This is a genomic window from Wenzhouxiangella marina, assembly GCF_001187785.1.
Taxonomy (GTDB): Bacteria; Pseudomonadota; Gammaproteobacteria; order Xanthomonadales; family Wenzhouxiangellaceae; genus Wenzhouxiangella; species Wenzhouxiangella marina.
Window position 1 is genome coordinate 1,628,479 of sequence record NZ_CP012154.1, and the last position, 21,205, is coordinate 1,649,683.

Consider the following 21,205-nt stretch of genomic DNA (forward strand, 5'->3'; position numbering starts at 1 on the left):
GCGATTGCGGGCCTCCTTCGGGTGCTCGGACCGTCGTTTGTTGCTGATCCAACGAAATTTTCACGTTCATATTGCCTTGATTGGCTGAACTGTGAAACGGTTCGCGCCGATTTGTCTTGGGATTTTCACCTCGGGGCATTATGCTGATTCACATGCATCTCGAACCGTCAGGAGATCAATGACATGAGCGAGTCGATGACCCTGTCCGCGCTCCACGTGGGTCCGAAGGATCTGATGGTGATGCGTTCCCTGCTGAACCTGGCGGGCGGACGCGAGGGGGGTCAGCATTGGTCGATTTCCGAACAATCCGGGGGCGACGTCACCTTGATCGACGTCGACCACGAGGCCGGCGAGCTTCGCTGGAAGCAGATGAAGGAGAATGGTGAGGTCGCCATTGCCCTGAGCCGTCAGAAGGACTTTCCGGCCCGGTTTCTGTTGAACAAGCCGCTACGCTCGCGGGACTTTCTCAAGCTCCTGACTACTCTCGCCTCGGGGGACTTCGAGGAGGAGACCGTTCCGGTCGAACTCGATTCCGAATCCAGTGCCAACGAGTCGATCTGGGAAACCCTCGACATGAGCGATGAGGAGGGTTACTACACGCTGGCCGAACATCTGCGCCGCGGCAGCTGGAAGAAACCCGTGGCCGTGACCCATCCGGGCTGGCCCCTGCTGCTGATCGATCCGGGCTCCGGTGCCTGGTTCTTCGATGGCTCGATCGCTGAGCTGTCGCCGCCGATGTTCGCCGAGCCGATGCCGGCGTCTGCCGGCGTGCCTGTGTCCAGCGCGGACCTGGTCGAGCGCGCACAGGGCCACCGCCAGCGTCCCCTGACCGAATTGAAATGGTTTGCCGGACTGGCGCAGTCGCGCGGGCGTCTGCACCCGGATCTGGCCGGAGAAGTCCAGTTCATGCTGACCCAGGTCCCGGCGCAGGCGATGAGCAACCAGCAGCTGCATCAGCTCGCGCAGGTGCTCATTCGCGGTCCGATCACCCTGGACGAGCTGCGTGACAGATCCGGCCAGCCGCCGGAGAACGTGGCGGCCTTCCTCAACGCCTGCTATACGAGCGGCAAGCTGCTGCTCAATCGGATGGCGCAAGCCGCCAGCTTCTGATCCCGACCCTGGCCCGTCCAGGGCAGGGGGCGCATCGTGCGGCGGCCGTCAGCCTGCCGAGCGAAACACGGCGATGTCCGGTTCCCTGATTTCCACCGTCCAGCCGAAGCGCTGCGCCAACCAGCGCAGGGTGGATGTGCGATAGAAGACCACATGCGTGGGATCCCGCCGATAGTGCCATCCCGCGAATCGCCCATCATCGGTCTGGAAGCGGGTCATCAGGCCCAACTGACCACCTGGCTTCAGTAGTGCGTCGAGCCGTTCGAACTCCTCGCCCGGCCGGTGAAAATGTTCGGCCGTCTCCGTGCAGGTGATGAAATCGTAGCGACGCTGGAGCACGGATGAATCCGGCGCATAGATCGGATCCCAGAGGGCCATTTGCTGACCATTTGCCTCGAGCATGGCGGCCAGCGCCGGCCCGGGCCCGCAGCCGTAATCGAGGCCCCGCTGCCCGGCTTGCAGGCCGGGACCCATGACATCGATCAGACGCCCGAGGAAGCGGCGATAGCCGGCGTCATTCGGGTCGTTCTGATGGCGGTCGTATTCCGCCTTTTCCAGCCCCGGATCGGGATGCTGTTGGGGGTCCAGAAACCGGAGATGGCAGTGGTCGCAGCGAAAATAGCGTCGACCGGCGATCTCCGTCAGCGGTCGAGTCTCCTCGAATCGGCAAAGGGGGCAGGCCGGCATCGGATCAACGGCGCACCATCGACATGACCTCGTTCATGTTCACCGACTGGGCTTTCTGCTCGATCTGCGGCAGGTACTCGGTCTGCATCTGCTTGGCCGAACCGAGGGTCTCCTCGAAGCTGCGTCTGAGCAGCTCGGTCGACATGACGCGACCTCCGGCGTAGTAGCGACGCGCGACCTGGCCGAGTGCATAGGTGGTGGCAAAGCTGAAGGCCATGCCGGTGGCGCTGCGCCCGATCCGTCCCATGCCTCGCCCGGCGGCCGCACGGAACAGGCCGCCGATCAGCTTGCGGCCGAACTGCTCGATGTACTGCGAGGTCATCCCGACGCCGAGCGTGGCCAGGAATTCCTTGATGTGGCCACGATCCAGCTCGACCCCGTAGTCCTTGCCGATGCCGTAGACCATCTTGATCTGCAGCGGGATGATGGCCATCGACGCCCAGCTCTGGGGCAGCATCTCCAGCGCGCCATTGAGAATCGAGTAGTTGAGGATTCGACGGTCGAGCTCGGCTTCGTCCACGTTGGACGGTTCTGCCTGGCGCACGGCCTGGCTCGTCGCTGCCGCCGCCATCGCCGGTGCTGCGGTCTCGTTCAGTTCGACCATCTGCTCGGCCGTTTCCTCGATGTCCCGGCTTTCCGAGGCCGCCATGCCGAGCAGGCCTTTCAGATGGTCGAGGAATTCGCGTTCGCGGTCGCTCATCCGGCCGTCGGCATCGCAGACGCCGACCGCCATCTCGTAGGCCAGGTGCCGTTCGCCCGCGTCGGCGAGCGCGGCCACGGCGCCATCCAGGGTCGCGCGCTTGAGCAGCACGTCCTGATAGAGCGAGCGGAGGTCCGGCGCCTGATCGCCCAGGCCCTCCGCGATTCGGCGGATTTCCTCGCGCTCGGCTTCGTGCTTCTCTTCATCGGCGAACGCAGCAAACAGGGCGATCGTCAGAATGGCGCGGTCACGGTTCTCGGTCATGGGGCAGGGCTCCGTCAGGAATCAGCTTGTCGTCCAGCAGGATTCAGTAAGGGCGTCGGCCCGGGTTTGCAAGACGACGACGGCCCGCCTCAGATACCCAGTGGAATCCCCAGGGCGAAGAAGCCCACCAGCAGCAGGGTCCAGATCGTCAGGAAGGCCACGGAATAGGGCAGCATGATCAGCAGCATGTCTCCGAAGGCCATGTCGGGACGGTACTTGCGCATGAAGGCCAGGATCACGCCGGCGTAGGTCATCATCGGCGTGATGATGTTGGTCGAAGAGTCCGCCACGCGGAAGGCGGCCGCGACCAGATCCGGGGTCATGGCCGGATTGACCACGTAGAGCATCGGCACGAAGATCGGCCCGAGGAGCATCCACTTCGAAGTCAGGCCGCCGATGAAGATGTTGATCACGGCCGTGACCAGGATGAAGCCGACCAGTAGCAGGATCGGGAACTTCTGCAGACCGAGCGCCTGCAGGAACTCGGCGCCGAGAAAGGTGATCCAGGTGCCCAGTCCGCTGTAATTGAGCAGGCCGAGGAAGTTGTAGGTGAAGAAGGTCAGCACGAGCACGTAGCCCATGGTGTTCATCTGCCCGACCATGGCCTTGACCACGTCCATGACGCTCCTGAACTTGCCGACCGCCACCCCGAAGAAGGCGCCGGTGACCACGAAGAACAGGGAGATCAGCAGAATCATGTTGTCGATGTACGGCCGGACCGGATCGCCGGCCTCGTTGGTGAACGAGGCCAGGGGACCGAAGGCGAGACCGGCGATCATCAGCAGTGCGACCAGGGTCCCGAGTCCGGCGGCACGCAGGCCCTTGCGCTCCAGATTGCTGACCTGGAACTCACCGGGGTTGATCTCGGTCGGCACCACGAAATCCTCCCGGTCCAGCCTGGGTTCGACGAAGCGGCGCGTCACCCAGTAGCCGGTGGCTGACAGAACGAAGGTCGAGGCGATGATGAAGAACCAGTGCATCGTCTCCGGCGTCAGCGCCTGGCCCGTGGCCGAAACGAACGGCACGCCCTGGGCCTCGGCGAAGGCCTGGGCGTTCTGGCCGATGATGGCGTCGACCGGGCCGGGAAGCAGGTTCGCACTGAACCCGGCCGAGACCCCGGCAAAGGCGGCCGCCATGCCGATCAGCGGGTTTCGGTTCAGGCCCGCGTAGAGCAGGCCCGCCAGGGGAATCAGGACCAGGTAGCCGGCATCGGTGGCCATCGAGCTCATGATCCCCAGGAAGATCAGCAGCAGGGGCAGGATCGACTGGGGCAGGTGGGAGCCTGCACGCTTGATCAGGGCGCCGAACAGGCCGGAGTTCTCGGCCACGCCCACGGCCAGCATCACGACCAGGATCACCCCCAGCACGCCGCCGCCGAAGCCCAGCCAGTTGGCCAGCAGGGCATTGTCGAAGATCCAGCGCACGTGTTCGGCCTGGTGCATGCCATTGATCTGGTGGGTGACGGTTTCACCGCCGGTGCCGAGGGTTTCGAAGCTATGGCCCGACATCACGACCGTCAGCAGGAAGGCCGCCGGATAGAAGGCCATGAAGATGATGACCGGATCGGGGATGCGCTTGCCGGCGCGCTCGATGAAACTGGCCAGGGCCTTGGCGTTGATGGGCATGGTCGACTCGCTTCGGGAAAACGATCGAGTATAGCGGCCCGCGGCGTCTGCGCTGGCCTTGTCAGGCAAGGCTTCAGTCCGAGTCGAGGACCTGTTTGAGGCGGTACAGTGCGTCGAGGGCTTCGCGAGGACTGAGCTCGTCCGGATCGATCGCGTCCAGGGCGTCACGCAGTGCTTCGCTCGCCGGGTCGACGGATACCGACTCATCCGGCTCATCGGACGGCCGCGGGGCTGCGGCGGCGAACAGGCCCAGCTGAGGAGAGGCCGCTCGCGCTGCGTCCTGCTCGAGGCGGTCGAGGTGCTTGCGCGCCTGGCTGATGACCGGCTTCGGGACGCCGGCCAGGCGCGCGACCTGGATGCCATAGCTCTGGCTCGCCGGGCCTTCGCGAACGCTGTGCAGAAAGACGATCCGGTCACCGTGCTCGCGCGCATCGAGGTGCACATTGGCGATGCCCTCGTGGTCCTCGGCCAAGCGCGTCAGTTCGAAGTAGTGGGTGGCGAACAGGGTCAGGGCCCGGATCTTGAGGGCCAGCTCCGTGGCCACGGCCCAGGCCAGGGCGAGGCCGTCGAAGGTCGAGGTGCCTCGGCCGATCTCGTCCATCAGCACCAGGGAGCGCTCGCTGGCGTTGTGCAGGATGTTGGCCGTCTCGACCATTTCGACCATGAAGGTCGACCGTCCTCGGGTCAGGTCGTCGCCGGCGCCGATGCGCGAGAAGATGCGATCGATCGGCCCGATGCGCGCCTCGGCGGCGGGCACGAAGGAGCCGGCATGGGCCAGGATCACGATCAGAGCGGTCTGGCGCATGAAGGTCGATTTACCGCCCATGTTCGGACCCGTGATCACCAGCATTCGGCGTTCGGGGTCGAGGCGGCAGTCGTTGGGTACGAAGGCCTCGTCCTGGACCTGCTCGACCACGGGGTGGCGCCCGTCGCGAATCTCGAGGCCCGGCGCATCAACCAGTGTCGGCGGGGCCAGGTTCAGGGTCTGAGCCCGCTCGGCAAAGGCGGCCAGCACGTCCAGGCTGGCGATGGACGAGGCCACTGCGCTCAGGCGCGCATGTTCGGCGGCCAGGTCCTCGATCAGACTTTCATACAGCGCTTTCTCGCGGCTGAGTGCCCGTTCGCGGGCCGACAGCACCTTGTCCTCGAAGCCCTTGAGTTCTTCTGTGATGTAGCGCTCGGCGTTCTTGAGGGTCTGGCGGCGGGTGTACTCGGTCGGCACCTTGTCCGCGTGGACCTTGCTGATCTCGATGTAGTAGCCATGCACGCGATTGAAGCCCACTTTCAGCTTCTCGATCCCCGTGCGTTCGCGCTCCTGGGCCTCGTAGCGGACCAGGAAATCACCGGCGTTCTGGCTGAGGTTGCGGAGCTCGTCAAGCTCGGCATCGAAGCCTTCGGCGATCACGCCGCCATCGCGGATGACCATCGGCGGTTGTTCGACCACGGCCGATTCCAGCAGGCCACAGAGGTCGGGGCAGGGCAGCAGGGCCTCGGCCAATTCGCGCAGGAGGGCGTGATCGGAAGCCTCGAGCTGCTCGTTCAGGGCGGGCAGGCGAGCCAGGCCTTCCCTCAGGGTGGCGAGATCGCGAGGCCGGGCCGAGCGCAGGGCGATGCGGGTCAGGACGCGCTCGAGATCGCCGATGCCGGCGAGCTGGTCCCGGACCGGATCACAGAGTCCGCGTTCGATCAGGGCGGCGATGGCTCCATGGCGAGCCTGCAGGCGTTCGCGCGAACGCAGCGGATGCGTGATCCAGCGCTTGAGCTTGCGGCTGCCCATGGGCGTGGCCGCGCTGTCCATCAGGCCGACCAGGGTGTGCTCGCTCCGTCCCTCCGGATGGACGTCGATTTCCAGATGGCGGCGCGTGGCCGCGTCGAGCACCAGATGCTCGCTGGCCTGGACCGCGCGGACGCCGGTCAGGTGCTTGAGCTCGCCGGCGAGCATGTCGCGGGCGTAGCTCAACAGGGCGCCCGCCGCGCCCAGGCCCGGGCCGCGTTGTTCGACGCCGAAGCCCGACAGGTCCTGGACGCCGAGCTGGCGGCAGAGCTCGCGTTCGCCGGACTCGGCATCGAAGTGCCAAGGGGGCGTGGGACGAAGGGCCGCGCCGAGGCCACTGATCGGCACGTCGCTGTCCTCTGGAAACAGGATTTCCGCGGGTCGCAGGCGCTCCAGTTCGGCAGCCAGCTCGGCGCGGTCGGCCGGTTCGCTGAAGCGCAGACGGCCGCCGGCCACGTCCAGCCAGGCCAGGCCGTATCCGCGGCGTGCCGGGGCGATGGCCGTCAGCAAACGGTCCTGACGGTCCTCCAGCAGGGCTTCTTCGGTCACCGTGCCCGGGGTGACGATCCGCACCACCCTGCGTTCCACCGGTCCCTTGCTGGCTTCGGGGTCACCGACCTGCTCGCAGATCGCGACCGACTCGCCCTTCTTGATCAGGCGGGCCAGATAGCTGTCGACGGCGTGGTAGGGCACGCCGGCCATGGGAATCGGCTGGCCTGCCGACTGGCCGCGGGTGGTCAGGGTGATGTCGAGCAGCCTTGCCGCCTTGCGAGCGTCATCGTAGAAGAGCTCATAGAAATCCCCCATCCGGAAGAACAGCAGGATGTCCGGATAATCCGCCTTGATGCGCAGGAACTGCTGCATCAAGGGCGTGTGCTGGGGTGTCGTGTCGCTCATGCGTTCGTGGGCCGGCCGCTTGCTGACATTTGGAATACGGGACCGGGCATTATAGGGGCCATGAACATGCGAATCGACGATGAGGCGCTGAGCCTCCGGGCGAGTGCCCTGGCCGCCGAGCTGAAGGCCCATGGGCGACGACTGGTCACGGCCGAATCCTGCACCGGCGGCTGGATCGCCAAGGTCTGCACGGACCTGGCCGGCAGCTCGGACTGGTTCGAGCGCGGGCTGGTGACCTACAGCAACGATGCCAAGACGAGCCTGTTGGGGGTTCGAGCGGCAGATCTGCACCGTTTCGGGGCGGTCAGCGAAGAGGTGGCGGCTGCCATGGCGATGGGAGCGGTGCGGAACAGCGATGCCGACTACGCGGTGTCGGTCTCCGGTATTGCCGGCCCCGGCGGCGGCAGCCCGGAGAAGCCCGTGGGCACGGTCTGTTTCGGCTGGGCGCTGTCGGACGATACGGCCGAAGGCGAGACCTGCCTGTTCGCTGGAGACCGGGACGCGATCCGGCGTCAGTCGGTGGCGCATGCCCTGGACGGCCTGCTGGCGCGCCTGGGCCGGCGCTGAGGACGCAGGGATTGGCGCCGGCCGAGAGCACGGGCACTCGCCGCCTGTTCTTCGCGCTCTGGCCTGATGCGCCGCTGCGCGAGGAGCTCCTGCGTCGGCGGGCGCTGCTGAAGCCATCGGGCTGGCGAGCCGTGCCCGCCCACAATCTTCATCTGACCTTGCTCTTTCTCGGCAATCAGCCCTCGTCGGCGCTGGGCGATATCGATGCGCTGGGCGGCCAGCTTGGCCTCGAGCGCAGCCGATTGCGCCTGGACCGTTTCGGCTGGTTTCCTGGCGCTCGTGTGCTCTGGCTGGGCGGCTCGGCGCCCGACCCCATCCAGGCCTGGGTCGATGCCCTGAGCTCGGGCATGGATTCCCTGGGGCTGAGCGTCGAGCGACGCCCCTTCAAGCCGCATGTCACGCTGTTCCGTCGGGTGCTCGAGGCCCCGGATCTGCCGGAGCCGGAGCCGTTGGACTGGTCGGTCAGGGGCCTGAGCCTGATCGAATCCCTGCCGTCGAGGCCTTATCAGGTTTTGAGAACCTGGTCGGTAAACTGATCGCATCAGCCGCGCAGGGCCGGGCCCGCGGGGAGGAGCGATCCGCCGATCGACTCGAAATCCGGTAGGAAATCGACTCGACGGGGCGGATCGGACTTGGCCGCCACGGCCCCTGTGAGATAATCCGGCCAACGCGCAACATCACGCATCGAAGCACGAGGAATTCAGCAGTGGATGACAATCGCAAACGGGCGCTGGCGGCAGCGCTGGGTCAGATCGAGAAGCAGTACGGCAAGGGCGCGATCATGCGCATGGGCGACGACACCGGGCGCAAGGACGTGCCGGTGGTGTCGACGGGTTCCCTGGCCCTGGACCTGGCCCTGGGCGTCGGTGGCCTGCCCCGTGGTCGCGTGATCGAGATCTACGGTCCGGAATCCTCGGGCAAGACGACCCTGACCCTGCACGCGGTGGCTCAGGCCCAGAAGATGGGCGGCACGGCGGCCTTCGTCGATGCCGAGCATGCGCTCGATCCGAGCTATGCCGAGAAGCTGGGCGTCAACGTGGACGACCTGCTGGTCTCCCAGCCCGATACGGGTGAGCAGGCGCTCGAGATCACCGACATGCTGGTCCGTTCCGGCGCCGTCGATATCGTCGTCGTCGACTCCGTGGCCGCTTTGACGCCGAAGGCCGAAATCGAGGGCGAAATGGGTGATTCCCATGTGGGTCTGCAGGCACGCCTGATGAGCCAGGCCCTGAGAAAGCTGACCGGCAACATCAAGCGCACCAACTGCATGGTCATCTTCATCAATCAGATTCGCATGAAGATCGGCGTCATGTTCGGCTCGCCCGAAACGACCACCGGTGGTAATGCCCTCAAGTTCTACTCCTCGGTCCGCCTCGACATTCGTCGCATCGGCGCCCTGAAGCGCGGTGACGAGGTGATCGGCAACGAGACCCGGGTCAAGGTGGTCAAGAACAAGATGGCGCCGCCGTTCCGTCAGGCGGTGTTCGAGATTCTCTACGGCGAAGGCATCTCGCGCGAGGGTGAGTTGATCGAGCTGGGCGTGGAGCATGGTCTGATCAAGAAATCCGGTGCCTGGTACAGCTACGGCGACGACCGGATCGGGCAGGGCAAGGACAACGTCCGCCAGTTCCTGAAGGAGAACCCGGAGATGGCGGCCGAGATCGAGCGCAAGGTCCGCGCCAAGGTCCTGCCGCAGTCCGCGCCCGAAGAAGCGCCCGCCGAGGAAGCCGAAGCCGGTTGATGGCATCGGAGACCGGGACGATCAACCCGGCGGACCTCCGCGAGGCGGCGGTCCGCCTGCTGGCCCGGCGGGAGCACAGCGCTCGCGAGCTGGTCGACAAGCTCAGGCGCAAGGGGTGGCCGGTGGCGGAGGTCGAAAAGGCGGTCTCCGAACTGGCCGAGCAGGGCCTGCAGTCCGACACTCGCTACGCCGAGAGCTTTGTCCGAAGCCGAGTTGGCAAGCATTACGGTCCCGTTCGTATCCGGGCGGAACTGAACGAGCGGGGCGTCGATCGGCCGCTCATCGATCGCGTGCTGCGAGAGGCCGGGGTGGATTGGTTTGCCACGGCGGCGGAATGGTACGAGCGCCGCTACGCCGGTGAGCCTCCGGCCGATTTCAAGGACAAGGGCCGTCGCCAGCAGGCCCTCGCTCGTCGTGGTTTCGAGCATTCCATGGTGCGCGAATTGCTCGATTGAGGCTGCAGCCTCCCGCCTGGAGGGTTTTCTCGTCCACGAAAGCCCACGCTTGCTGGCCTGGCTTTAGAATAAGGGCTTGTTGTCACCGCCCCGATTCCCTAGAAGCCCAAGATGAAGACCACCGCCGAAATTCGCCAGGCCTTTCTCGACTTCTTCGCTGCTCGCGAGCATCGAGTCGTCAAATCCAGCTCGCTGGTGCCGGGCAACGACCCGACCCTGCTGTTCACCAACGCCGGCATGGTCCAGTTCAAGGATGTCTTCCTCGGCTCCGAGAAGCGCGCCTACACGCGAGCCACCAGTGCACAGCGTTGCGTGAGAGCGGGCGGCAAGCACAATGATCTCGAGAACGTGGGCTACACGGCTCGCCACCACACCTTCTTCGAGATGCTGGGCAACTTCAGCTTCGGTGACTACTTCAAGAAGGAAGCCATTGAATTCGCTTGGGATTTCCTGACCAATTCCTGCGGGCTTCCGGCCGAGAGGCTATGGGTCACGGTGTACGAAGAAGACGACGAGGCCGCGTCGATCTGGCTGGACGAGATCGGGGTCGATCCGAATCGTTTCACGCGAATCGGCGACAAGCCCGGCAAGCGCTACGACAGCGACAACTTCTGGGCCATGGGTGACACGGGTCCCTGTGGTCCCTGCACCGAGATCTTCTACGATCACGGCCCCGACGTGCCGGGTGGACCACCGGGCTCGCCGGACGAGGACGGTGATCGCTACATCGAGATCTGGAACCTGGTCTTCATGCAGTTCGATCGCGCCGCCGATGGCACGATGTCGCCGCTGCCCGCGCCCTGCGTGGATACGGGCATGGGCCTGGAGCGCCTCGCCGCCATCCTTCAGGGTGGCCATTCGAACTATGACATCGACCTCTTCCAGCACCTGATCAAGGCGGCTGGCCGAGTCACCGCAACCGACGATCTCGCGGTGCCCTCGCTGAAGGTGATCGCCGACCATATCCGAGCCTGCGCTTTCCTGATCGTTGACGGCGTGTTGCCGTCCAACGAGGGTCGTGGCTACGTCCTCCGGCGGATCATCCGACGCGCGATCCGTCACGGCTACAAGCTGGGCTGCAAGGACCTGTTCTTCAGCAGGATGGTTGCTCCCCTGGTCGAGGTGATGGGCGAGGCCTATCCGGAGCTGAGCGACAAGCAGGCCTATGTGACCGAAGTGCTGGAGCGCGAGGAGACCCGGTTTGGGGAAACCCTGGACCAGGGGATGAAGCTGCTGGAGGCCGCGATCGTCGAGCTCAGCGATCGTCGGATTCCAGGCGAGGTTGCGTTCAAGCTCTACGACACCTACGGGTTTCCTATCGATCTGACCCGCGACATCGCTCGCGAGCGCGAGCTGAACGTCGACGAGGAGGGCTTCGAGCGGGCCATGGGCGAGCAGCGCGAGCGTGCTCGGGCAGCCGGCAGCTTCGGTGCGAAGGATGGCCTGCCGGCGGAGCTGATCGCTGAACTGAAGCCGACCGAATTTCTGGGCTATAGCGAGACCGGAGTGGATTCCGCCGAGGTGCTCGCCATCGTCGCCGAAGGCCGCTCCCTGGATCGTCTGAGTGCCGGTCAGCATGCGCTGATCGTGCTCGATCGCACGCCTTTCTATGCCGAGTCCGGTGGCCAGGTCGGTGACACGGGCGAGTTGCGGAACGACGGCGCCAGCTTCGAAGTTGCCGACACCCGAAAGCTGGCGGGTGTGTTCCATGCCCATGACGGTCGCCTGGCTTCCGGCGAAATTCGTGTGGGGGATCGGGTGAATGCCACGATCGATCGCGCGCGCCGCGCCGACGTCGTGCGCCATCATTCGGCCACCCATCTGCTGCATTCGGCCCTGCGCCGGATACTCGGGGACCACGTCCAGCAGAAAGGCTCCCTCGTGGCGCCGGATCGTCTGCGTTTCGACTTTTCCCATCACAGTCCGGTCACCGAAGCCGAGCTGGCCGAGATCGAGCGCATGGTCAATGCCCAGATCCAGGCCAATGCTCAGGCACAGGCGCGTGAGATGGCCTTCGATGAGGCCATCGAGGCCGGTGCGCTGGCCTTCTTCGGCGACAAGTACGGGGACGAGGTCCGGGTCCTGAGCTTCGGCGAGTTCTCCGTCGAACTCTGTGGCGGCACGCACGTGTCTCGTGTGGGTGACATCGGTGCCTTCAAGATCATCTCCGAGACCGGCATCTCGGCCGGCGTACGACGCATCGAAGCCGTGGCCGGACAGCGTGCCGTGGCCTGGATGCAGGAGCAGGAGCGCGTCCTGCGCGAGCTTTCCGGGCGCCTCAAGACCAGTCCGGAACAGGTCGGAGACCGGGTCGAACAGCTGCTCAGCCGCTCGCGCGAACTGGAAAAGGAGCTCGAGCGACTGCAGGGCAAACTGGCCTCTGCGGCCGGATCCGATCTGGCGTCGGAGGCGCGAGAGGTCGCCGGCATCAAGCTGATTGCCGCCCGCCTCGATGGTGTCGATCCGAATGGGCTTCGCGACACGGTCGATCAACTCAAGAACAAGCTCGGCTCGGGCATCATCGTGCTCGGCACCGCCACCGACAATGGCGTTCGCCTGGTGGCCGGGGTGACTTCGGATCTGACCCAGCGCTTCAAGGCGGGTGAGATCGTCAATCATGTCGCGGGCCAGGTCGGCGGCAAGGGCGGTGGACGACCCGACTTTGCGCAGGCGGGGGGGTCGGATGCCGAGGCGTTGCCGGGGGCCTTGGATTCGGTGGCGGCCTGGGTGGAGGAGCGTGTTTAGGTTTGGCTTCTAACTGATTGAAAAAGCCCGCGGTTTGCGGGCTTTTTTAATGGTGGCGGAGAGGGAGGGATTCGAACCCTCGAACGGGCGTTCACCCGTTAACGGTTTTCGAGACCGCCGCATTCGACCACTCTGCCACCTCTCCGTAAACTCAATTGTCGCCGCCGAATTTCAGCGGATTGCCCGGTTTGGTCGATCCGGGCGGTTCTGACGAACCGCGGAGGGATAGCTGTCGCTTCGCTCCAGCGAGCTCGCCTGCGGCTCGGTTCGAACCCTCGAACGGGCGTTCACCCGTTAACGGTTTTCGAGACCGCCGCATTGGCTTCGCGGCTGTGCCGCTCGTCCGGCTGCGCCGGATTGCTTCGCACCGAGCTCGCTACGCTCGGTTCGACCACTCTGCCACCTCTCCGTAAACTCAATTGTCGCCGCCGAATTTCAGCGGATTGCCCGGTTTGGTCGATCCGGGCGGTTCCGACGAACCGCGGAGGGATAGCTGTCGCTTCGCTCCAGCGAGCTCGCCTGCGGCTCGGTTCGAACCCTCGAACGGGCGTTCACCCGTTAACGGTTTTCGAGACCGCCGCATTGGCTTCGCGGCTGTGCCGCTCGTCCGGCTGCGCCGGATTGCTTCGCACCGAGCTCGCTACGCTCGGTTCGACCACTCTGCCACCTCTCCGAGACCTGGTGCGTTCGGCGATTTTCTGCCGGGGTCGCTTGGGGCGCGTATTGTACAGAATCTTGGCCGCTGGGTGAACGCGTGTCTGCGCCAGGTTCAGTGATGTTCTGCGGCGTCGGCTTCGGCCTTGGTGTCGTGCTTGACGCCAGCCGCATGCTCGGGTGGGGCGTAGACGGTGTACAGGCGCAGCGGCTTGGCTCCGGTATTGATGAAGTTGTGCTGAGACCCCGCGTGCACGAAGATCAGGTCGTTGGCGCCGATTTCGCGAGCCTGGCCTTCCAGCACGGCCTGGCCCTGGCCTTCGACGATCACCAGGATCTGGTCGTGGTCATCGTGGACTTCTGCACCGATCTCGTCGCCGGGCTGGATGGTCATCAATACCACCTGGGCTTCCTTGCCGGTGATGACTTCGTCCCGGAAGGCGTCGTTGTCCATCGTCATCTTGACGATCGGGACGATGTTCTTGTCGATCTCGCTCATGCTTCGATCTCCATGGGGGAGTGGGGATAGTGGGTAGTTTAGCGGTTTTGCATGGAAGGGTTTGGGGAAGAGGTTGGTTCGAACGGGGTTCCAATCCGTGGTCCCCTTGTCCACGATCATCAAAAAAGCCCGCACACGGCGGGCTTTTTCGATGATGGCGGAGAAGGAGGGATTGCTGCGCCACCTTCGGTGGCTTGTCCTTCGGACTGTCGCTGCGCTCCAGCGAGCTCGCCTTCGGCTCGGTTCGAACGGGGTTCCAATCCGTGGTCCCCTTGTCCACGATCATCAAAAAAGCCCGCACACGGCGGGCTTTTTCGATGATGGCGGAGAAGGAGGGATTCGAACCCTCGATGAGGCTATAAACCCCATACTCCCTTAGCAGGGGAGCGCCTTCAGCCACTCGGCCACTTCTCCGTAAACTCGAATTGTAACGTTGCCGCCGGTTGCCGGCGACATGATCGACTGGGTCGATCGGGCGGTTCTTTCGAACCGCGGGGGAGCGCGTTGACTGCACGCCCTACGGGCGCTTGCCCTTCGGGTTGCTCCGGTCACTGCGTTCCCTGCGCATCGTCCTCGCGATGCTCGGGTCAGCCACTCGGCCACTTCTCCGTAAACTGTATTGTGCCACCTAGGAAGGCGGTTTTGCGGGCAAAGGGGGCTGCTTGGCTCGCGAAGCGCGAAAGGATAACGCCAAAGCCTGTTCGGGTAAAGACCTGTTGCTGCTAGAATGCCGCAGGAGTATTCACAGTCCGGTGCAATCAGCCGGGCCAAACCGTTGAGGCATTGATGTTGGAAGAGACCCGCAAGCGAGACAATCGGCGTTCAGTGCGCAGTATCGACTTCTTTCGCGGATTCATGCGCAGTCCCGAGCAGGTGGGTTCGATCATCCCCAGCTCCCGCTTCATGGAGCGTCGGATCACGGCGATGTCCGAGCTGGCCGACGCCAGGTGTGTCGTCGAACTCGGGCCCGGTACCGGTGGCACGACGCGGGCGATCCTCGAAGCGATGCCTGCCGATGGGCGACTGCTGACGATCGAGCTGGATCCGCAGTTTTCGGCCATGCTCGATGACATCGGTGACCCACGCCTGATCAGCCACATCGGGAGTGCGGCCGATCTGGGTGAAATCCTGGCGAGTCACGGGCTTCCCGGCCCGGATGCCGTCATTTCCGGCATTCCTTTCTCCACGATGCCCAGAGAGATCGCGGATACGATCATCGAAGCGATCCGGGACAACCTGGCCCCTGGCGGTCGTTTTCTGGCCTACCAGTTTCGGGCCCATGTGGCGAAGTTCAGCGAGCCACTGCTCGGCAAGCCGGAGGCCTTCGAGTTCGAGCTGTTCAATGTGCCTCCGATGCGTTTCTGGCTCTGGCGGCGGCCGGGTGCCTGATCGTCCCTCGGTCAGATCGATTTGACGGAGCGGGAGGGCTGACTCCGGGACGCTGAAAGGTCCGTTGGCTGATATAATGGCGGGATTTACCTGCCGGAGCCCACGCCCATGCGCCTGATTGACGAAGCCCTGACCTTCGACGACGTTTCCCTGGTTCCGGACTACTCCGAGGTTCTGCCCAAGGACGTCGATCTTTCCACTCGCATCACCCGCGATCTCAGACTCAATATCCCGCTGGCCTCCGCCGCGATGGACACGGTGACCGAGGCCAAGCTCGCGATTGCCATGGCCCAGGCCGGCGGTGTCGGTGTGATCCACAAGAACATGACGATCGAGCGCCAGGCCGAGCAGGTCCGGATCGTGAAGAAGTACGAAGCCGGCGTGATCAAGGACCCGATCACCGTGGGCCCGTACACGACCATCCGGGAAGTCTTCGATCTGACCCGTGAGCACAATATCTCCGGCGTTCCCGTCGTCGACGGCGATGAGCTGGTCGGAATCGTGACCAGCCGGGATCTTCGCTTCGAGCGCAAGCTGGACGATCCCGTCCGCAACATCATGACGCGCAAGGACAAGCTGGTCACGGTGGAGGAGGGGGCCAGTCAGGACGAGGTGCTCGAGCTGCTGCATCGGCACCGCATCGAGAAGGTCCTGGTCGTCAACAAGGACTTCAAGTTGCGTGGCCTGATCACGGTCAAGGACATCCAGAAGTCCCGCGATTTCCCGAACGCCGCCAAGGATAGCTCCGAGCAGCTGCTCGCGGCAGCGGCGGTCGGGACCGGCGGGGATACGGAGGATCGCATCGAAGCCCTGGTGGCCGCCGGCATCGATATCGTCGTTGTCGATACGGCTCACGGACACTCGGTCGGCGTGCTCGATCGCATTCGCTGGACCAAGAAGCACTACCCGCAGGTGCAGGTCATCGGCGGCAACGTGTCCACCTCCGACGGCGCTCGTGCCCTGGCAGAGGCCGGTGCCGATGGCGTCAAGATCGGGCAGGGTCCGGGCTCGATCTGCACCACGCGCATCGTGGCCGGGATCGGCGTTCCGCAGGTCAGCGCCGTGTCCGCTGCGGCCCAGGCCGTGCGTGATCTCGGCGTGCCGATCATCGCCGATGGCGGAATTCGATTCTCGGGTGACGTGGCCAAGGCCATCGCGGCGGGGGCGTCGACGGTGATGATCGGCTCCATGCTGGCCGGCACCGAGGAGGCGCCCGGCGAGGTGGAACTCTTCCAGGGCCGCTCCTACAAGAGCTATCGCGGCATGGGTTCGCTCGGCGCGATGCAGAAGGGCTCCTCCGACCGTTATTTCCAGAGTGAGGCCGAAGCCGACAAGCTGGTGCCCGAGGGAATCGAAGGCCGGGTGCCCTACAAGGGCCATCTCAGTGGTGTCGTTCATCAGCTCATGGGCGGCCTGCGTGCCAGCATGGGCTACTGTGGCTGCGCCACGATCGACGAGTTGCGCACCAAGGCGCGCTTCGTTCGCATCACCGGCTCCGGCGTGCGCGAGTCCCATGCGCACGACGTGCAGATCACCAAGGAAGCACCGAACTACAAGCTGGGCTGACCATGACCGACATTCATCAGCATCGAGTCCTGATCCTCGACTTCGGTTCCCAGTACACCCAGTTGATCGCACGGCGCGTGCGCGAGATCGGGGTGTACTCCGAAATCCTTCCCTACGACGTCGGTGACGAACACATTCGTGATTTCGGCGCCAGCGGCATCATCCTTTCCGGCGGACCCGAATCGGTGGCGCTGGAAGACAGCCCTCGCATTCCCCCGGTGGTCTTCGATCTGGGGATTCCGGTGCTGGGCATCTGCTACGGGATGCAGGCCATGGCGATGCACTTCGGAGGCCGTGTCAGTGCCTCGGATGAGAAGGAATTCGGCTACGCCGAAGTGACGCTCGATCAACCCAGTCAGCTCTTTCGGGGCATCGAGGATCGGGTCGATGGCAACGGTCGCGGTGTGCTCGAGGTCTGGATGAGTCACGGAGACAAGGTTACCGAGTTGCCCGAAGGCTTCGTCACGACCTGCACCACGGCATCGGCGCCGATCGCTGGCATGGCCAACGATCAGGCGCACCTCTACGGCCTCCAGTTCCATCCGGAGGTGACCCATACGCAGCAGGGCCGCCGATTGCTGGAGCGCTTCGTCCTCGAGATCTGCGGCTGCGAGGCCAGCTGGACGACCGAGGCGATCATCGAAGACCAGATCGCCAGGGTCCGAGAACAGGTCGGTGACGACACGGTGCTGCTTGGATTATCCGGTGGTGTCGACTCTTCGGTGGTGGCCGCCTTGCTGCACCAGGCCATCGGCGATCAATTGCTGTGCATTTTCGTCGACACCGGTCTGCTCCGATACCGGGAAGGTGACGAGGTGATGGCAATCTTCGCCGAGCATCTCGGTGTGCGCGTGGAGCGGGTCAACGCTCGCGATCAGTTCATGGACGCGCTGGCCGGTGTGTCGGACCCCGAAGAAAAGCGCAAGATCATCGGGCGCGAATTCATCCGCGTGTTCGAAGCGGCGGCCAAACGCCATCAGGAAGCGTCCTGGCTGGCTCAGGGCACGATCTATCCAGACGTGATCGAATCGGCCGGCGCGAAGACGGGCAAGGCCAAGGTCATCAAGTCGCACCACAACGTCGGTGGTCTGCCCGAGGACATGAATCTGAAGCTCGTGGAGCCGCTCCGGGAGCTGTTCAAGGACGAGGTTCGCCGGATCGGCGTCGAGCTCGGTCTGCCGGCGGAACTGGTCATGCGTCACCCGTTCCCCGGACCCGGTCTGGGCGTCCGGATTCTCGGCGAGGTGCGACCGGAGTACGTCGAGCCGCTGCAGAAGGCCGACCATATCTTCATTTCCGAGCTTCGCCAGGCTGGCCTCTACGACAAGGTCAGCCAGGCCTTCGCCGTCTTCCTGCCGGTCAAATCGGTGGGAGTGGTCGGTGACGCGAGGCGCTACGAGTACGTCATCGCCCTGCGGGCCGTCGAGACCATCGATTTCATGACCGCACGCTGGGCCTACCTGGACCACGAATTCCTCGATCATGTCGCGCGCCGGATCATCAATGAAATCACCGGTGTATCGCGCGTTGTCTACGATATTTCCGGTAAACCGCCCGCCACGATCGAGTGGGAATGAGGGCGTCCCGGAGGGAGCCGGAAGGGCCGGCTCGCTCCGGACGCCCCGGATGCGCTGATCGCCTCGTGCGCAGCCCCGGGCGAGGAGGGTACGGCCGCTGAAACCGCCCTCTTCGCTGCATCGTGCGAAGCCGATCGAGCAAAGGGATTCAATTCATGCAGTCGCGAGACGAGTACTGGATGTCGCAGGCCATGCTTCTGGCGCGGCGCGCCGAAGCGATCGACGAAGTGCCCGTCGGTGCACTGCTCGTGCGGGATGAGGCGGTGATCGGCGCGGGCTTCAACACCATGATCCGGGATTCGGATCCATCCGCTCATGCTGAAATGAATGCGCTGCGCGCGGCGGCGCGTTCCGAGGGTAACTATCGTCTGCCGGGCACGACCCTCTACGTCACCCTCGAACCCTGCAGCATGTGCGCTGGCGCCATCGTGCTGGCCCGGATCCAGCGTGTGGTCTTCGGTGCGAGCGACCCGAGAACCGGCGCAGCGGGATCCGTGTTCCAGGTTCTGGATCATCCCGGCCTCAACCATCGCTGCGAGCTGCGCGGTGGCGTCTTGGGCGAGGAGTGTGGCGACATGCTGAGGGCCTTCTTCCGGCGTCGCCGCTGATCGAACGCGCCCCGTAGAGCGTGACTAACGGCACGGATTCGTTTGACTCGGAAGTGCTAATATGCCCGGCTGGTTCAACCGTTTTACCTCCCAAGGAAACCGCATGAAGAATCATTTGTTGACTTTGCTGCTGGCGCTGATGTCGCTCGCCCTGGTCGCTTGTTCCGAGCCCCAGACCCCAGCGGAGCCGGCCTCCGAGTCGCCGTCCGAAATGGCCGCAGAGAGCGCGACTTCCACCGAAACCGAGGGCAGCGAGCAGGGTACCGAGGCCGACCAGGCCAGCAACCCGCTGCTGGCTGCCAGCCCGCATCCGCATGGCTACCCGCCCTTCGATCAGATCGCCGATGAGCATTTCAAGCCCGCGATGGAGCAGGGCATGGCCGAACACCTGGCCGAGATCGAAGTGATCGCCAGTAATCCGGAGCCGCCGAGCTTCGAGAACACCATCGTCGAGCTGGAAAAGTCCGGCCAGACCCTGAGCTACGTGATGCGCGTCTTCGGCAACCTGTCCGGCGCCAACACCAACGCGAACCTGCAGGCGGTGCAGCGGGAGATGTCGCCCCGTCTGTCGGCGCATAGCGACGCCATCAATCTCAATCCGGCACTGTTCGCTCGGATCGAGACTCTCTACAACCAGCGCGAGTCGCTGGATCTGGATGCGGAGTCCCTGCGTCTGCTCGAGCGTTATCACACGGACTTCGTCCGTGCCGGAGCGCGTCTGAGCGCGGAACAGCAGGACGAACTTCGGGCCATCAACGCCGAGCTGGCGCGCCTGGGCACCGAGTTCAGTCAGAAGGTCCTCGCCGAGGTCAATGATTCGGCCGTGGTCTTCGACAACGCGGAAGCCCTTGCCGGCCTGAGCGAAGCACGCATCGCCTCGGCGGCCGCGGAAGCCGCCGACCGTGGACTGGAAGAAGGGCAGTACGTGATCACCCTGCTCAATACCTCCGGCCAGCCGCCGCTCAGCTCCCTGAGCAATCGTGAGGCCCGCGAACGCATTCACACCGCTTCCCTGTCCCGCGGCAGCCGTGGCAACGAGTACGACACCACCGCGATCGTGTCGCGGGTGATCGAACTGCGTACCCGACGTGCCAACATGCTGGGCTATGACACGCATGCCGACTACGGCCTCGAGCAGCAGACGGCCGGCTCCGTCGAGCGCGTCAACGAAATGCTGTCCGGTCTGGCCCCGGTGGCCGTTGCCAGTGCTCGCCGTGAAGGTGAAGCGATCCAGGCCAAGATCAACGAAGTCGAGGACGAGCCCTTCGAGCTGGCTTCCTGGGACTGGGACTACTACGCCGGCATGGTGAAGCAGGACCTGTACAACTTCGACGATTCCGAAGTGCGCCCGTACTTCGAGATGAACAACGTGCTGGTCAACGGCGTCTTCTTCTCTGCTGAAAAGCTGTTCGGTATCACCTTCCAGGAGCGCACGGATCTCCCGCGCTACCACCCGGACACCCAGGTCTGGGAAGTGTTCGAGGAAGATGGAAGCTCGCTCGGTTTCTTCATCACCGACTTCTACTCGCGCTCGAGCAAGCGCGGCGGCGCCTGGATGAACTCCTACCGGGTCAACTCCGGTCTGCTGGGCGGTGCCCCGGTGGTGGGTAATCACCTGAACGTGCCCAAGCCGCCGGAAGGCGAGCCGACGCTGCTGACCTGGGACGAAGTGACCACCATGTTCCACGAGTTCGGCCATGCCGTCCACGGCCTGTTCTCGGACGTCTACTACCCGAGCTTTGCCGGGACCAGCGTCCCCCGTGACTTCGTCGAGTACCCTTCGCAGGTCTACGAGGTCTGGGCTTCCTGGCCGGAAGTGCTGGCCAATTACGCAACCCACTACCAGACCGGTGAGCCGATCCCGACCGAACTGCTGGACCGTGTGATCGAGTCCGAGACCTTCAATGAAGGCTTCCGGACCACCGAATACCTGGCCGCGGCCATGCTGGATCAGGCCTGGCACCAGTTGAGCCTGGACGAGATCCCGCCCGCCGAGGGCGTGATGGATTTCGAGGCACGGGCCCTGGCCGAAGCCGGCTTTGACTACGCGCCGGTTCCGCCGCGTTATCGCACGCCGTACTTCTCGCACATCATGGGTGGCTATTCCGCGGGCTACTACGCCTACATCTGGTCTGAAGTGCTGGATGCGGACAGCGTGCTCTGGATCCGAGAGAACGGTGGTCTGGATCGCGCAACGGGTCAGCACTACCGTGACACCATCCTCTCGCAGGGTGGCAGCAAGGACGCCATGGAGCTGTACATGGAGTTCGCCGGTCGTGAGCCGGGCCTCGAGCCGCTGCTCGAGCGCCGCGGTCTGCTGATCGTCGAGTAAGAGGGTCTTCGCGGC

16 protein-coding genes and 4 tRNA genes are annotated in these 21,205 nt (G+C 64.5%); 11 read left to right on the forward strand and 9 right to left on the reverse strand.

Going from position 1 to position 21,205, the window contains the following annotated elements; all coding sequences use genetic code 11:
• The first annotated feature begins 183 nt into the window (after positions 1-183).
• Positions 184-1,110, forward strand: coding sequence for a hypothetical protein (locus WM2015_RS06835; RefSeq protein WP_049725347.1), 927 nt, complete (start codon positions 184-186; stop codon positions 1,108-1,110).
• Positions 1,111-1,158: 48 nt separating this feature from the next.
• On the opposite strand, the gene WM2015_RS06840 is transcribed toward WM2015_RS06835, so the two are convergent.
• The 4 genes from WM2015_RS06840 to mutS form a co-directional block, all read right to left on the reverse strand.
• Entirely contained in the window at positions 1,159-1,797 is a 639-nt protein-coding gene (locus tag WM2015_RS06840; RefSeq protein ID WP_049725348.1) for a class I SAM-dependent methyltransferase, read from the reverse strand.
• 4 nt (positions 1,798-1,801) lie between these two features.
• Positions 1,802-2,761, reverse strand: a complete 960-nt coding sequence (locus tag WM2015_RS06845) for a YcjF family protein (RefSeq protein ID WP_049725349.1) — start codon at positions 2,759-2,761, stop codon at positions 1,802-1,804.
• Positions 2,762-2,850: 89 nt separating this feature from the next.
• Entirely contained in the window at positions 2,851-4,386 is a 1,536-nt protein-coding gene (locus WM2015_RS06850; protein WP_049725350.1) for an AbgT family transporter, read from the reverse strand.
• Positions 4,387-4,459: 73 nt separating this feature from the next.
• Positions 4,460-7,057, reverse strand: coding sequence for a DNA mismatch repair protein MutS (gene mutS, locus WM2015_RS06855; protein WP_049725351.1), 2,598 nt, complete (start codon positions 7,055-7,057; stop codon positions 4,460-4,462).
• A 60-nt stretch (positions 7,058-7,117) separates the two neighbouring features.
• On the opposite strand from mutS, the gene pncC reads away from it, so the two are divergent.
• From pncC to alaS, 5 genes are all read left to right on the forward strand, one after another.
• Positions 7,118-7,624 carry a nicotinamide-nucleotide amidase gene (gene pncC / locus WM2015_RS06860; RefSeq protein WP_245609816.1) on the forward strand — a complete coding sequence of 169 codons (507 nt, stop codon included), beginning with the start codon at positions 7,118-7,120 and terminating at the stop codon, positions 7,622-7,624.
• 11 nt (positions 7,625-7,635) lie between these two features.
• A complete protein-coding gene (gene thpR / locus WM2015_RS06865; protein ID WP_049725352.1) occupies positions 7,636-8,160 on the forward strand; it encodes an RNA 2',3'-cyclic phosphodiesterase in 525 nt (174 codons plus the stop codon).
• Between the two features lie 170 nt (positions 8,161-8,330).
• Complete coding sequence (gene recA, locus WM2015_RS06870) at positions 8,331-9,365, forward strand: recombinase RecA (protein ID WP_049725353.1); 1,035 nt, start codon at positions 8,331-8,333, stop codon at positions 9,363-9,365.
• Positions 9,365-9,820: a regulatory protein RecX gene (locus tag WM2015_RS06875; RefSeq protein WP_049725354.1), complete on the forward strand. Its 456-nt coding sequence runs from the start codon at positions 9,365-9,367 to the stop codon at positions 9,818-9,820. The genes recA and WM2015_RS06875 overlap by 1 nt, the downstream gene beginning before the upstream one ends.
• A 111-nt stretch (positions 9,821-9,931) precedes the next feature.
• Positions 9,932-12,565: an alanine--tRNA ligase gene (gene alaS / locus WM2015_RS06880; protein WP_049725355.1), complete on the forward strand. Its 2,634-nt coding sequence runs from the start codon at positions 9,932-9,934 to the stop codon at positions 12,563-12,565.
• Between the two features lie 53 nt (positions 12,566-12,618).
• Here alaS and WM2015_RS06885 read toward each other — a convergent pair.
• The 5 genes from WM2015_RS06885 to WM2015_RS06895 form a co-directional block, all read right to left on the reverse strand.
• A tRNA-Ser gene (locus WM2015_RS06885) sits at positions 12,619-12,710 on the reverse strand.
• 66 nt (positions 12,711-12,776) lie between these two features.
• A tRNA-Ser gene (locus tag WM2015_RS15835) sits at positions 12,777-12,954 on the reverse strand.
• An 86-nt stretch (positions 12,955-13,040) separates the two neighbouring features.
• Positions 13,041-13,218 (reverse strand) — tRNA-Ser (locus tag WM2015_RS15840).
• Positions 13,219-13,334: 116 nt separating this feature from the next.
• Positions 13,335-13,718, reverse strand: coding sequence for a cupin domain-containing protein (locus WM2015_RS06890; protein ID WP_049725356.1), 384 nt, complete (start codon positions 13,716-13,718; stop codon positions 13,335-13,337).
• Positions 13,719-14,039: 321 nt separating this feature from the next.
• Positions 14,040-14,132, reverse strand: a tRNA-Ser gene (locus WM2015_RS06895).
• A gap of 372 nt (positions 14,133-14,504) precedes the next feature.
• Here WM2015_RS06895 and WM2015_RS06900 point away from each other — a divergent pair.
• The 5 genes from WM2015_RS06900 to WM2015_RS06920 all read left to right on the forward strand — a co-directional run bounded on the left by WM2015_RS06900 (position 14,505) and on the right by WM2015_RS06920 (position 21,190).
• Positions 14,505-15,107 carry a class I SAM-dependent methyltransferase gene (locus WM2015_RS06900; RefSeq protein ID WP_049725357.1) on the forward strand — a complete coding sequence of 201 codons (603 nt, stop codon included), beginning with the start codon at positions 14,505-14,507 and terminating at the stop codon, positions 15,105-15,107.
• 108 nt (positions 15,108-15,215) lie between these two features.
• Positions 15,216-16,673 (forward strand): IMP dehydrogenase, encoded by a 1,458-nt coding sequence (guaB, locus tag WM2015_RS06905; RefSeq protein ID WP_049725358.1) that lies wholly within the window; start codon positions 15,216-15,218, stop codon positions 16,671-16,673.
• Positions 16,674-16,675: 2 nt separating this feature from the next.
• Positions 16,676-18,250 (forward strand): glutamine-hydrolyzing GMP synthase, encoded by a 1,575-nt coding sequence (gene guaA / locus WM2015_RS06910; RefSeq protein WP_049725359.1) that lies wholly within the window; start codon positions 16,676-16,678, stop codon positions 18,248-18,250.
• 155 nt (positions 18,251-18,405) lie between these two features.
• On the forward strand, positions 18,406-18,858 hold the full coding sequence (gene tadA, locus WM2015_RS06915) for a tRNA adenosine(34) deaminase TadA (protein WP_049725360.1): 453 nt from the start codon (positions 18,406-18,408) through the stop codon (positions 18,856-18,858).
• A 103-nt stretch (positions 18,859-18,961) separates the two neighbouring features.
• On the forward strand, positions 18,962-21,190 hold the full coding sequence (locus tag WM2015_RS06920; RefSeq protein ID WP_049725361.1) for a M3 family metallopeptidase: 2,229 nt from the start codon (positions 18,962-18,964) through the stop codon (positions 21,188-21,190).
• Positions 21,191-21,205 lie beyond the last annotated feature (15 nt).